This is a genomic window from Pseudomonas sp. EU05-FHT14B02, from assembly GCF_058791055.1.
Genome location: NZ_JBYTDD010000026.1, coordinates 16,338 through 29,366 on the forward strand (window position 1 = coordinate 16,338; position 13,029 = coordinate 29,366).

Here is a 13,029-nt window from a genome sequence, read left to right on the forward strand (position 1 = left end):
GGGGTCAAGCGACGGCTACGACGTCGAGAATCCGCTGGACCACACGGTCCTGATCGATACCGGCGGCTTCGGCTTCAAAGGAAAGAATGATGCGATGGCGCAGCACGTCGAACAGCACGGCCTGGATGTCCTCCGGGCTGACGAAATCACGCCCGGCCAGCCAGGCGTGGGCGCGGGCGCAGCGGTCCAGGGCAATCGAGCCTCGGGGGCTGGCGCCGTAGGCGATCCACTCGGCCATCTCCGGATCGAATTTGGCCGGGGTGCGGGTGGCCATGACCAGTTGTACCAGGTACTCCTCCACGGCGTCGGCCATGTACAGACCGAGGATTTCCTTGCGTGCGACAAAAATCGTCTGTTGAGTAACCCGACGCTCAGGCTTGGCTTCGCCGTTCAGGGCTTCTCCACGGGCTTGCTGCAGAATCCGGCGCTCGACAGTGGCATCGGGAAAGCCGATTTTCACGTGCATCAGGAACCGGTCAAGCTGGGCTTCCGGCAACGGGTAGGTGCCTTCCTGCTCGATCGGGTTCTGCGTGGCCATCACCAGGAACAGCGGCGACAGCTCGTAGGTGCTGCGCCCGACACTGACTTGCCGCTCGCCCATGGCTTCGAGCAAGGCCGACTGGACCTTGGCCGGGGCGCGGTTGATTTCGTCCGCCAATACCAGGTTGTGGAAGATCGGGCCTTGCTGGAACACGAAGCTGCCGGTTTCCGGGCGGTAGATTTCCGTACCGGTAATGTCGGCCGGCAACAGGTCAGGAGTGAACTGGATGCGGTGGAACTGCGCTTCGATGCCTTCGGCAAGTTCTTTGATGGCTTTGGTCTTGGCCAGGCCAGGAGCACCCTCGACCAGCATATGGCCGTCGGCGAGCAGGGCGATGAGCAATCGCTCGATGAGTTTTTCCTGGCCGAGAATCTGCGTTGAAAGAAAGGTTCGCAGCGCTAGCAGCGCTTCACGATGTTCCATCGATGACTGTTCCTGCAAAAGGGTGGCCGAGGACGTTCGAAATGCGCCAGGGCTGGGGGCGTTACTTTAATCCATCGCGGGGGGTGGCGACTAACGGCATTTTGCGCAAAGTGCGGGAAAAGATGGGTGAAATTGTTGGAGGTTCGTTCCATTTCAGTATTGTGGCGGGCTTACTGACGCCATCGCGAGCGAGCTCGCTCCCACAGGGGACCACGCCGTCACTGAGGCATGCAATCAAATGTGGGAGCGAGCTTGCTCGCGATGAGGTCGGACAGGCACTGATTTTCAGAGCTGGCTAATGAAGGTGCCAGTGCCTTCAAGAATGTTCTGCAAGGTTTCTTCCACTTCGGCCATATCCACCATGTCGGCATCAAAGGCGATTTCCAGTACATCGTCGCCGTTGAGCGCATCGGCATCAGCCGCGGCAATTTCGATCTTCAGCAGGGAAGGGCTGAGGGTGACTTTCACGCCATCGAGGGTCGAAGGCTCGCCGTCCAGAGTGATTTCCAGCTCGTCTTCATCCGGGTAGCGGCTCATCAGGAACATTTCGCCCTGGTCGCTGTGGCAGCAGAGCATGGCCATGTTGTCTTCTTCGTCGTCGCAAGGGTTGACGATCAAGAGGGCGGTTTTCATTTTCATGGGAAATTCCTGGTTCGACGAGCGTGGTAAACGCAACAAGGGGCGATTCTGCCAGCCCGCGCACATTTCTGCTTGTCCGAGTGTCGATGACCGGGTATTGGACGGTCAGAGTGTTACTGGTCATTTCTGGTACGCATGTCCCGTAAAACCGGACGGAAATCCGTCATTTTCCTGTGCGAATGCTAGTGTTGTTCGATGCGCATGCGTTGAGCAGCGTACCGTTGACCGAATATGTCGCAGCACCGCAAGCACGGGCCTTGCCGCACTCGTTAAGCTGCGCAACGGATGAGCACCCGTAAAGACATTGCGCTGCACGCAGTCCAGTCGTTTTTGCAGATGCCCATTCACGGAAGGTGAATGTGACCTGAGTGTCTCGTCCAGCTTCACCCACCTGTCACCCTGTTTCCTCTGCCCGAGAATCAGGAACCGGGTGACGGACCACCCCGAAAGGGGTTTTGCACGCGACGCTTTCATCAATAACAAGCCCAAGCGGAGTACCACAGATGGCGTTCTTCACCGCAGCCAGCAAAGCCGACTTCCAGCACCAACTGCAAGCGGCACTGGCGCAGCACATCAGTGAACAGGCACTGCCACAAGTGGCGCTGTTTTCTGAACAATTCTTCGGCATCATTTCCCTTGACGAGCTGACCCAGCGTCGGTTGTCCGACCTTGCTGGCTGCACCCTTTCTGCATGGCGCATGCTTGAGCGCTTTGATCACGCGCAGCCGCAAGTGCGCGTCTACAACCCTGATTACGAACGCCACGGCTGGCAGTCGACCCATACCGCGGTCGAAGTGCTGCACCACGACCTGCCTTTCCTGGTGGACTCGGTGCGTACCGAGCTGAACCGCCGCGGCTACAGCATCCATACCCTGCAAACCACCGTGCTGAGCGTGCGTCGTGGCAGCAAGGGCGAGTTGCTGGAAATCCTGCCTAAAGGCACCCAGGGCGACGGCATTCAGCAAGAATCGCTGATGTACCTGGAGATCGACCGCTGCGCCAACACCGCCGAGCTCACTGTGCTCAGCAAAGAGCTGGAGCAGGTGCTCGGTGAAGTCCGCGTGGCCGTCGGCGATTTCGAGCCGATGAAGGCCAAGGTCCAGGACATCCTGACCAAGCTGGACAACAGCCAGTTCGCCGTCGATGGCGACGAGAAGAACGAAATCAAGAGCTTCCTGGAATGGCTGGTGGGCAACCACTTCACCTTCCTCGGTTATGAAGAGTTCGTGGTCAGCGATGAAGCCGATGGCGGCCATATCGTCTACGACAAGGACTCCTTCCTGGGCCTGACCAAGCTGCTGCGTGCCGGCCTGACCTACGATGACCTGCGCATCGAAGACTACGCCGTGAACTACCTGCGCGAACCGACCCTGCTGTCGTTCGCCAAGGCCGCGCACCCAAGCCGTGTACACCGTCCGGCTTACCCGGACTACGTGTCGATCCGCGAAATCGATGCCGACGGCAAGGTCATCAAGGAATGCCGTTTCATGGGCCTGTACACCTCGTCGGTGTATGGCGAGAGCGTGCGGGTGATCCCGTACATCCGTCGCAAGGTCGAGGAAATCGAACGCCGTTCCGGCTTCCAGGCCAAGGCTCACCTGGGCAAGGAACTGGCGCAGGTGCTCGAAGTGCTGCCGCGCGACGATCTGTTCCAGACCCCGGTGGACGAGCTGTTCAGCACCGTGATGTCGATCGTGCAGATCCAGGAACGCAACAAGATTCGCGTGTTCCTGCGCAAAGACCCGTACGGCCGTTTCTGCTACTGCCTGGCCTACGTGCCGCGTGACATTTATTCCACCGAAGTGCGCCAGAAGATCCAGCAGGTACTGATGGATCGCCTGAAAGCCTCGGACTGCGAGTTCTGGACCTTCTTCTCCGAGTCCGTGCTGGCCCGCGTGCAGTTGATTCTGCGCGTCGACCCGAAGAACCGCCTCGATATCGACCCGCTGCTGCTGGAAAAAGAAGTGGTGCAGGCCTGCCGAAGCTGGCAGGACGACTACGCCGCCCTGACCGTTGAAAGCTTCGGTGAAGCCCATGGCACCAACGTGCTGGCCGACTTCCCGAAAGGCTTCCCGGCCGGTTACCGCGAACGTTTCGCAGCCCACTCGGCTGTGGTCGACATGCAGCACCTGCTGAGCCTCAACGAAAAAAATCCGCTGGTGATGAGCTTCTACCAGCCGCTGGGTCAGGTTTCCGGTCAGCGCATGCTGCACTGCAAGCTGTACCACGCCGATACCCCGCTGGCGCTGTCCGACGTGCTGCCGATCCTGGAAAACCTCGGCCTGCGCGTGCTGGGTGAGTTCCCGTATCGCCTGCGCCACAACAATGGCCGCGAATTCTGGATTCACGACTTCGCGTTCACTGCCGCCGAGGGCCTGGAACTCGACATCCAGCAGCTCAACGACACGCTGCAGGACGCATTCGTCCACATCGTGCGTGGCGATGCCGAGAACGACGGGTTCAACCGTCTGGTACTGACCGCCGGCCTGCCATGGCGCGACGTGGCACTGCTGCGTGCCTACGCCCGCTACATGAAGCAAATCCGTCTGGGCTTCGACCTGGGCTATATCGCCAGCACCCTGAACAACCACACCGACATTGCCCGCGAGCTGACGCGGTTGTTCAAGACCCGCTTCTACCTGGCGCGCAAGCTGTCCGGCGACGATCTGGAAGACAAGCAGCAACGCCTGGAACACGCGATTCACAGCGCCCTGGACGACGTTCAGGTACTGAACGAAGACCGCATCCTGCGTCGCTACCTGGACCTGATCAAGGCCACCCTGCGTACCAACTTCTACCAGACTGACGCCAACGGCCATAACAAGTCGTACTTCAGCTTCAAGTTCAACCCGCACTTGATTCCCGAGCTGCCCAAGCCTGTACCGAAGTTCGAAATCTTCGTTTACTCGCCGCGCGTCGAAGGCGTGCACCTGCGCTTCGGCAACGTGGCCCGTGGTGGCCTGCGCTGGTCCGACCGTGAAGAAGACTTCCGTACCGAAGTCCTGGGCCTGGTAAAAGCCCAGCAAGTGAAGAACTCGGTCATCGTGCCGGTGGGTGCGAAGGGCGGCTTCCTGCCGCGTCGCTTGCCACTGGGCGGCAGCCGTGACGAGATCGCGGCCGAGGGCATCGCCTGCTACCGCATCTTCATTTCGGGTCTGTTGGACATCACCGACAACCTGAAGGACGGCGCCCTGGTGCCGCCGGCCAACGTCGTGCGTCATGACGACGATGACCCGTACCTGGTCGTAGCGGCGGACAAGGGCACTGCGACCTTCTCCGACATCGCCAACGGCATCGCCATCGACTACGGTTTCTGGCTGGGTGACGCGTTTGCGTCCGGTGGTTCGGCCGGTTACGACCACAAGAAAATGGGCATCACCGCCAAGGGCGCGTGGGTAGGCGTACAGCGCCACTTCCGCGAGCGCGGCATCAATGTCCAGGAAGACAGCATCACCGTGGTCGGTGTCGGCGACATGGCCGGTGACGTGTTCGGTAACGGCTTGCTGATGTCCGACAAGCTGCAACTGGTCGCAGCGTTCAACCACCTGCACATTTTCATCGATCCGAACCCTGAGCCGGCGTCGAGCTTCGCCGAGCGTCAGCGACTGTTCGACCTGCCTCGTTCGGCTTGGTCGGACTACGACACCAGCCTCATGTCCGAAGGCGGCGGCATCTTCTCGCGCAGCGCGAAGAGCATTGCGATTTCCCCGCAAATGCAGGAACGCTTCGATATCAAGGCCGAAAAGCTGACCCCGACCGAACTGCTGAACGCCTTGCTCAAGGCACCGGTGGATCTGTTGTGGAACGGCGGTATTGGTACTTACGTGAAGGCCAGCAGCGAAAGCCACGCCGATGTCGGCGACAAGGCCAACGACGCACTGCGGGTAAACGGCAACGAACTGCGCTGCAAAGTCGTGGGCGAGGGCGGTAACCTGGGCATGACCCAACTGGGGCGCGTCGAGTTCGGCCTCAATGGCGGCGGTTCCAACACCGACTTCATCGACAACGCTGGTGGCGTGGACTGCTCCGACCACGAAGTGAACATCAAGATCCTGCTCAACGAAGTGGTTCAGGCCGGCGACATGACCGACAAGCAACGCAACGAGTTGCTGGCGAGCATGACCGACGAAGTCGGTGGCCTGGTGCTGGGCAACAACTACAAGCAGACTCAGGCCCTGTCCCTGGCAGCCCGTCGCGCCTTGCCGCGGATTGCCGAATACAAGCGCCTGATGAATGACCTGGAAGGTCGCGGCAAGCTGGATCGCGCCATCGAGTTCCTGCCGGCCGAAGAAGCGATCAACGAGCGCATCGCCGAAGGCCATGGCCTGACCCGTGCCGAGCTGTCGGTGTTGATCTCGTACAGCAAGATCGACCTCAAGGAGCAGTTGCTGGGCTCCCTGGTGCCGGACGACGATTACCTGACCCGTGACATGGAAACCGCTTTCCCGCCAACACTGGTAAGCAAGTTCTCCGCGGCGATGCGTCGTCACCGTCTGAAGCGTGAAATCGTCAGCACCCAGATTGCCAACGATCTGGTCAACCACATGGGTATCACCTTCGTTCAACGACTCAAAGAGTCGACCGGCATGAGCCCGGCGAACGTGGCCGGTGCTTATGTGATCGTGCGTGACATTTTCCATCTCCCGCACTGGTTCCGTCAGATTGAAAACCTGGACTACAAGGTTTCCGCCGACGTACAACTGGAACTGATGGACGAGCTGATGCGCCTGGGCCGTCGCGCCACGCGCTGGTTCCTGCGTGCCCGTCGCAACGAGCAGAACGCTGCGCGTGACGTCGCGCACTTCGGTCCACATCTGGCGGCGTTGGGCCTCAAACTCGACGAATTGCTCAGTGGCGAGATCCGCGAAACCTGGCAGACCCGTTATCAGGCGTACGTCGAAGCCGGTGTGCCGGAGTTGCTGGCGCGCATGGTGGCTGGCACCACGCACCTGTATACGCTGCTGCCGATCATCGAGGCTTCCGACGTGACCGGCCAGGACCCTGCCGACGTGGCCAAGGCCTACTTCGCCGTGGGCAGTGCACTGGACATCACCTGGTACCTGCAACAGATCAGCGCTCTGCCGGTTGAAAACAACTGGCAGGCGCTGGCCCGTGAAGCGTTCCGTGATGACGTCGACTGGCAGCAACGTGCGATCACCATCTCGGTCCTGCAACAGGGCGACGGTTCCCAGGAGGTGGAAACACGCCTGGACCTGTGGATGCAGCAGCATGAAGGCATGATCGAGCGCTGGCGTGCCATGCTGGTGGAAATCCGTGCCGCAAGCGGTACCGACTACGCCATGTACGCGGTGGCCAACCGCGAACTGCTGGACCTGGCGTTGAGCGGTCAAGCGGTGGTGCCTGCCGCCGTCGCCGCCGCCGAGCTGGAACCGGCTGCCTGATCAGGCGTTGAATGAAAAAGCCCCGCATCGAGAGATGCGGGGCTTTTTTCATTCAAGGGGCAAGACAATACGCCGGCCCATGTTTGGAACTCAGCTGTAGGGTGTAGAGCTTGCAGGCGAAGAGACCTGCCTTTCCAGAATTTCCAGCTCGAACGTGACAGCGTCGCCAGTCTTATCGGTAAAGCACCTGCTGTACGCTGGATCACGCCAGATTTCTTGTCTGATAATTCCGGCGTTACGTGCTTTCAAATAAACGCTGGCTTTAGAGGCGTTCAAATCATCCAGTGTAATGATCTGATGATAACCATCCAGCAAATTGAAGGAGGTGGTATCACCGCCGGCCGCCGGATAGGCGCCAAGCACCCCTTGGTCGCCCTGGCTGAAATATTTCTGATAGTACGCTTCACTCAGAATCTGCATGTTGTAGTAGTCGTCATAACACCTGAAGTGGATGACCATGGCCGTCCGTTTTCTGCCTCCTACAGGGCGCATTGTTCGGCTTGCAGGATCATAGGCTTCAAAGGTAGACACTATATTGGGCGGGATCGGCGATTTGAGTCTCTGAGGTTCAAAATGACTCGCGCTCAATATCTGGTCAAAAAATGTCATGTTCATTCCATTGCACGTGATGCGGGCAATGAAGGATCTTTCCTGGTCTTTAGTCATGAGGACTTCCTTGTCTGTAGAAAATGGTGGTTGGCGCTGTAGCGCGGATCTGAAGATACCGCTATTTAAAAGTCGCGGTCTTGATTGATTGTGAGCAAACCCTTCCTGTCCCGGTCGGGGTTTACTCACAATATTTGTCGCAGCCTTAATACAGTTTCAGCTCTGACGCTGTGTCGATCATCGAGACATTACTTGTCGGGCTGGTCAATAAATTGCTGAGCGACCGGTCAAACTTCTGCAGCGCCCTTACTTGCACGTTTTGTTGCTCGTTAATATCGGCAACAATCTCTTCACTGCGTTTATAGTCCGCCCATACCGGGCTGAGCGCTCTGGCGTCATAACCTTGTGCCGTGCCGATGTAGTTGAATTGGCTGTCATAGAAATCGGCACTGACTTTGGACTCGACGTCCGAACTACGCGAGGTGATCAATTGGCTGCGGCTGTCGACAATGGCTACCACATCCGGTTTCGCGGCCTTGAGGCTCTGCATGTCCGGGTACACGGTGACCGATCCGAATTGCCGATGAAGCGAGGCCTTGACCCAATCTACTGCGAGGTCGGGTCTGGAGGTGGCGACATAGGCGTCGTGGATCTCCCGTACCAGCAGGCTCTGTCCGAAACCCGTGCCGGCATTGGCCTGGTAATTCTGTAGATAGGCACGGTTAGCCTGGGTGTTTTGGCTGTACACCACGCCCAGGGCCACATTGCTGCCGTTGGGAATACGAGTCGCGTTGCTGCGGCCGACCGGTTCGGTGAACACACTTTCCAGCGAAGGCCCCGCGGAGGGTGCGGTGGGAACCGAGCAGCCAGCCAAAAGTGCAGCTGATAGGGTAAGCGTACTGACAAGTGCAAGTTTCATTGTGTTACTCCAGTGAAACAACATTAGTAAGGAAATTGAAGTTGCCGGAATTGATCGGCAGTTGTTCCAGACTAAAGCGGGAAGTGCAGAATGAAACAGCCGATTGCGTGGATATCAGCCGGCCTATAGTTTTGTTTGATTTAAACAAGTTGGGTTAATTGCCCCGGGAAGTAAAAACGCCCGAATAGAAAATTTGGGCGTTTTTATTTATGGCTGTTCGTTCAGCGATCAGTTTTTCAGGGGGACCAGCACCTGTTCGTCCGGCGACAACACCATGAACACCAGCAACTTGGCAGGCTCGGTAGCGCTGGCGTTTTTCGATACCAGATGCTCGGATCCTGCTGCTTCATACCAGTATTCGCCCGCCTTGTACGTCACTGCTTTCTCGCCTTTCACCTGAGAGGTGACAGACCCCGACAGGACGTAGGCCATGGCGGTACCGTCGTGCTTGTGGGCGATGGACGATTGGCCGGGCTTGTAGTCGACTTCGATCATCAGTGCTTTTTTGCCCGGCACGTTTTTCAGCATGTGATCCTGCAATACCGTGACTTTTTCCGAGGGGGCGCCGGCTTCATGGGCGAATACCGGGGCACCGACGGTCAGGGTCAGGGCAACAAGGGGAGCGGCACAGAAGCGCAAAACGTTCATGGATCATTACCTGCGTTGGATAAGTGGTCAGGAACCAATCTAGTCCGCCGCGAGGGGCAATCAAACAGCCAATATTCGGGAAGGCCAGGGGACCAATGTCTGGGCAGCTCGCTCCAGCGGGGGGGTAATTCTGTAGGAGCGAGCTTGCTCGCGATGGATTCAGATTCACCGCGTTTAACCAGGAAGCACGCGTTATCGTTGACGACCATCGCGAGCGAGCTCGCTCCTACAAGGGGGGGCCTAGCGGATTGGAAAGCTGTTGAAGTCGACGGAGTTGGCCAGTTGGCAATCGATCAGGTCGATGAAACCCTGGACTTGCGGGCAGTTGAAATGCGATCGCATGGCCTCTTCCGATTGCCAGTGGGCGCTGACGGTCCAGCGATTGCTGTCCTCGGGGCAGCGGTCGACCATATAGGATTCGCACCCGGGAAGTTCACGCAGGGTTTCGACAATCTTTTGCAGTTGCTGACCCAGTTCATCCGAGCGCCCGGCGGCGGCTTGTACCTGTACGGTATTGATCACTTCATGGGACATTGCTCACACTCCTGAATCAGGCCGGACGAATCCTGCTCATTGAGGGATAACGCCTATGCAGGATAGGCCCCACCCCCGGGACCGCCAATAGCCAATCCCCGGATAAAACCGCAGGCCAATCCGTCAGGCCACTTGCTGCAGGATGTCGCGCAAACGGTCCAGGGCGATGTCGATGTCGAGGGTTTCGATGGCGCCAAAACCGAAAAAAAGCCCGGCCTTGGGCGTTTCCTGATAGAAAAAGCTATCGATGGCATATAGCCCGACTTCGACTTTTTTCGCCAGTTCGATCACCAATGGAATATCCATCGGCACTTTGCACATCACCACCATGTGGAAGCCGGCAGTGGACGGTACCGCCTCCAGCCAGGGCGAAAGATCGCCTGCCATGCGCGTCAGGATCCGCTCGCGGCGTCCGGCATAGATCGTATGGCAGCGCCGGATGTGCTTGAGCAGGCAACCTTCGGCGATGAACTTGGCCAGCGCCCATTGGGGCAGGGTCGAAGTGTGCAGGTCGGTGAGCTGCTTGGCGCGCATCACGGCCTCGAGGATCGCTGGCGGCAGGATCCCATAGCCGAGCCGCAGTTCCGGTAACAGGGTTTTGGAGAACGTCCCGACGTACGCGACGATTCCCCGTTCATCCATGCTTTGCAGGGAATCGGTGGGGCGGCCTTCATAACGGAACTCGCTGTCGTAGTCGTCCTCGATGATAATCGCACCCAACTCATGGGCCTTGGCCAGCAGTGCTTCCCGGCGCGCCTGACTCATTGGCATGCCCAGCGGAAACTGGTGCGAAGGGGTGACGTAGATCAGGCGCGTGCCGCGAGGAATCTGGTCCACCACAATGCCTTCGGCGTCCACCGGTACGCCAATGACCGTGGCGCCATGGGTGCCGAACAGCAGGCGCGCCGGCGGGTACCCGGGGTCCTCCATGGCGACCAGGCTGCCCGGACTGATCAGCACCCGGGCAATCAGGTCCAGCGCCTGCTGCGCGCCGTTGCACACCACCACATCCTCATCCTGACAATTGACCCCGCGGGAGAACGCGATGTGCTGCGCAATGGCGTTACGTAGCGCCGGCAAGCCCTCGGGCTGGCTGTATAAGCCCTTGGAACCGGCAATCTGGCGCAGTGCATGGGAGGTGCAGCGCCGCCAGTCATCCTGGGGAAACTGGCCCTTGCTGGTAGCACCACCAATGAAGTCGTAGCGCAGCGAGCCTTCCAGGGTCGGATGACGCAAAAACACCGGCAGGTTGCGCCAGTACTCGATCACCTCGAAGCCGCCGAGTTCGGTGTGGTTCTGTTTACGATGCACCTTCGACGAGCGCGCGTTGACATAGGTACCTTTGCCGACCACCCCGGTGAGGAAGTTTTCGTAAGTCAGTTGGGCGTAGGTGTCGGAAATGGTCTTGCGCGAAATACCCAGTTGTTCGGCCAGCAAGCGGCTGGGGGGCAGTTGTGTCCCGGCGGTCAGGCGACCGGACTCGATAGCGCTGCGCAGTTGGTTGTACAGCTGGCCGGCCAGGTCCTTGCGACCGTTGATGACAACATGTAGTTCCATACCGGCGAGGCTCCGGGGCTGTTGGGCGCGTGTGCGTCGCGCAAGATTACTCTTATCCGCTTGTTGTACAGAAGTTGTGCAGTGGAAAAACCGTCAATTGGTCTGGCGGCGGTGGCCCCCGGGGAAATCGCCTGATTGGATCTGTCATGCCCCTGCGCCAGCGACTACCGTGAAGATCACATCACGCCTGCACGAGATCGCCCCATGAACCCCCGTCTGGATTACTACAGCGCGTCCCCCAAAGCGATGAAAGCCATGATCGCCATGGAGGCCCTGGCCAGCAGCCTGAGTATCGAGCAGGGCCTGCTGCACCTGATCAAGATTCGTGCTTCGCAGCTCAATGGCTGTGCCTTTTGCACCGATATGCACTCAGTGGATGCACGGCGCCTGGGCGAAAGCGACCGGCGTCTGTATTCCATTGTGGTCTGGTGCGACAGCAACTTTTTCAATCCTCGGGAAAGAGCCGCGCTGGCCTGGACCGAGGCGGTCACCTTGCTCTCCGAAAGCCATGTGCCGGACGATGTCTACGCGCAAGCCAGAGAGCAGTTCAGTGAAAGCGAAATGGTCGACCTGACCATTGCCGTTACCACCATCAACAGCTGGAATCGCCTGGCCGTGAGCTTTCGGCAGACACCCAGCGCCTGAGTCATTGTCACAGCAGGTTCATGAACGATCCGCAGGATGCACCTGTCAGTGTCAGATCGACAGGGAGTCCTCGATGTCATTCATGCAAGCCAGCGCCCACCTGGGGGCTGCGGAGTATCGTGTAGCTATCGATAAAAACGCGTCATGGCGCCAGTTGGCGGCAGCTATCGACCCCGAACTGGCGCTGTGTTTCACCGTCAGCGCCCGTTGCGGTTGCTTCATGCAGGCCGCCCGCAGTCTCAACATCAAGACCACGCGCCTGCGCAGGCAACTGGTGCTGCTGGAAACGCAGCTCCAATGTTCGCTGTTCAACCATTGCGACAATGGTTTGAGCCTCAGCCGCGATGGCTTGCGCTTGCACGCACAATTGATCGCCCTGGCCCATGAGCGCGGTTTGCCGGTGGTCGAGCAGCCGTTGATTCGCCTGGCCGTGGCGGATTCGATCCTGCATGACATTCTCGGACGTGACCTGGTTGCACTGCTGCGGCGCAACGCCAGCGTTCGGCTGGAGATCATGACGCTCGACAGCGAGCTGGCTTTGCAGGCGGTCAGCGCCGACGTGGTGGTGTGGCTGGGCGAGACCGGATCGCCGTTACCGGGACCGAGTTTTGCCACCACCGAACCCCGGCGCCTGGCGCAACTCGATTACCTGCCGCACATTGCCAAGCGCTACTCGCGGGTTGCCTCCAGGCCGGAATGCCTCGATGACCTGGCCGATTTTCTCCTGGTGCAATGGCGGCAGGACGGCCAGGTTGAAAGCTTCCGGCCATGGAATACGCTGTTGGATCAGCGCCCGGCCGGGGTGGTGCAACTGCAATCCCGGGAGCTGATGCTGGAGATGATCCGTTGCAGTGCTGGCATCGGCCTGCTGCCGCACTACATGAGCCACTTCGACCGCGGGCTGATTGGCTTGCCGGGCCTGTTTGACCAGCCTATGCGGCGTCAGGTGTGGATGGCGATCAATGCTGATTCCGGGGACGACGAGCAGGTACGGATGATCGTCGAATTGATCGAAAACACTTTCAGCGAGCGCCGGGAGTGGTTCGAAAGCTGAGCCCGCTCCCACATTGTTTCGCGCCACACGCGAACGTCGCGTTGTAGAGTGAACGGCCATG

Annotated in this window: 10 protein-coding genes; 3 read left to right on the plus strand and 7 right to left on the minus strand. The window is 59.1% G+C overall.

The genetic code is table 11. The features are described from left to right. Nucleotides 1-4: 4 nt before the first annotated feature. Together AC3WTM_RS21890 and AC3WTM_RS21895 are read right to left on the minus strand one after the other, a co-directional pair. Nucleotides 5-964, minus strand: coding sequence for an AAA family ATPase (locus AC3WTM_RS21890; RefSeq protein WP_057715002.1), 960 nt, complete (start codon nucleotides 962-964; stop codon nucleotides 5-7). A gap of 285 nt (nucleotides 965-1,249) precedes the next feature. Continuing rightward, a complete protein-coding gene (locus tag AC3WTM_RS21895) occupies nucleotides 1,250-1,603 on the minus strand; it encodes a hypothetical protein (RefSeq protein WP_102670961.1) in 354 nt (117 codons plus the stop codon). Nucleotides 1,604-2,106: 503 nt separating this feature from the next. Here AC3WTM_RS21895 and AC3WTM_RS21900 point away from each other — a divergent pair. Continuing rightward, nucleotides 2,107-7,005, plus strand: a complete 4,899-nt coding sequence (locus AC3WTM_RS21900) for an NAD-glutamate dehydrogenase (RefSeq protein ID WP_102670960.1) — start codon at nucleotides 2,107-2,109, stop codon at nucleotides 7,003-7,005. A 90-nt stretch (nucleotides 7,006-7,095) separates the two neighbouring features. Here AC3WTM_RS21900 and AC3WTM_RS21905 read toward each other — a convergent pair whose 3' ends face one another. From AC3WTM_RS21905 to pdxR, 5 genes are all read right to left on the minus strand, one after another. Continuing rightward, nucleotides 7,096-7,671, minus strand: a complete 576-nt coding sequence (locus tag AC3WTM_RS21905; RefSeq protein WP_102670959.1) for a hypothetical protein — start codon at nucleotides 7,669-7,671, stop codon at nucleotides 7,096-7,098. Between the two features lie 145 nt (nucleotides 7,672-7,816). Further along, nucleotides 7,817-8,530, minus strand: coding sequence for an ATPase (locus AC3WTM_RS21910; protein ID WP_102670958.1), 714 nt, complete (start codon nucleotides 8,528-8,530; stop codon nucleotides 7,817-7,819). Nucleotides 8,531-8,758: 228 nt separating this feature from the next. Beyond that, entirely contained in the window at nucleotides 8,759-9,178 is a 420-nt protein-coding gene (locus AC3WTM_RS21915) for a cupin domain-containing protein (protein WP_102670957.1), read from the minus strand. A 240-nt stretch (nucleotides 9,179-9,418) separates the two neighbouring features. Beyond that, entirely contained in the window at nucleotides 9,419-9,712 is a 294-nt protein-coding gene (locus AC3WTM_RS21920) for a putative quinol monooxygenase (RefSeq protein WP_102670955.1), read from the minus strand. Between the two features lie 123 nt (nucleotides 9,713-9,835). Continuing rightward, nucleotides 9,836-11,269: a MocR-like pyridoxine biosynthesis transcription factor PdxR gene (pdxR, locus tag AC3WTM_RS21925; RefSeq protein ID WP_102670954.1), complete on the minus strand. Its 1,434-nt coding sequence runs from the start codon at nucleotides 11,267-11,269 to the stop codon at nucleotides 9,836-9,838. Between the two features lie 204 nt (nucleotides 11,270-11,473). Between pdxR and AC3WTM_RS21930 the strand changes: the two genes are divergently transcribed. Together AC3WTM_RS21930 and AC3WTM_RS21935 are read left to right on the plus strand one after the other, a co-directional pair. Continuing rightward, nucleotides 11,474-11,914 carry a carboxymuconolactone decarboxylase family protein gene (locus AC3WTM_RS21930; protein ID WP_102670953.1) on the plus strand — a complete coding sequence of 147 codons (441 nt, stop codon included), beginning with the start codon at nucleotides 11,474-11,476 and terminating at the stop codon, nucleotides 11,912-11,914. A gap of 73 nt (nucleotides 11,915-11,987) precedes the next feature. Next, nucleotides 11,988-12,968 carry a LysR family transcriptional regulator gene (locus AC3WTM_RS21935; protein ID WP_102670952.1) on the plus strand — a complete coding sequence of 327 codons (981 nt, stop codon included), beginning with the start codon at nucleotides 11,988-11,990 and terminating at the stop codon, nucleotides 12,966-12,968. Nucleotides 12,969-13,029 lie beyond the last annotated feature (61 nt).